Source organism: Brevibacillus halotolerans, assembly GCF_026891775.1.
Taxonomy (GTDB): Bacteria; Bacillota; Bacilli; order Brevibacillales; family Brevibacillaceae; genus Brevibacillus_B; species Brevibacillus_B halotolerans.
Map to the genome: position 1 here is coordinate 1 of NZ_JAPTNK010000093.1, position 252 is coordinate 252.

Annotated in this window: 1 tRNA gene and 1 rRNA gene; both read right to left on the bottom strand. The window is 50.0% G+C overall.

The annotated features are described in order from the left end of the window. Positions 1–11 precede the first annotated feature (11 nt). A tRNA-Ile gene (locus O0550_RS24310) sits at positions 12–88 on the bottom strand. 94 nt (positions 89–182) lie between these two features. Further along, positions 183–252, bottom strand: a 16S ribosomal RNA gene (locus tag O0550_RS24315); the annotation flags it as partial.

The window sequence follows — 252 nt, forward strand, 5'->3', positions numbered from 1 at the left end:
AATGTGGTAGATGGTGGGCCTAGGCTGACTCGAACAGCCGACCTCACGCTTATCAGGCGTGCGCTCTAACCAACTGAGCTATAGGCCCCTAAGAGCCATGCTCTCTCAAAACTGAACAGTAAAGATGTTTGCTAGCCGATTTGCTACCGTATATCTCAAAGAGATATCGGAAGTCTCCATAGAAAGGAGGTGATCCATCCGCACCTTCCGGTACGGATACCTTGTTACGACTTCACCCCAGTTATCTACCCC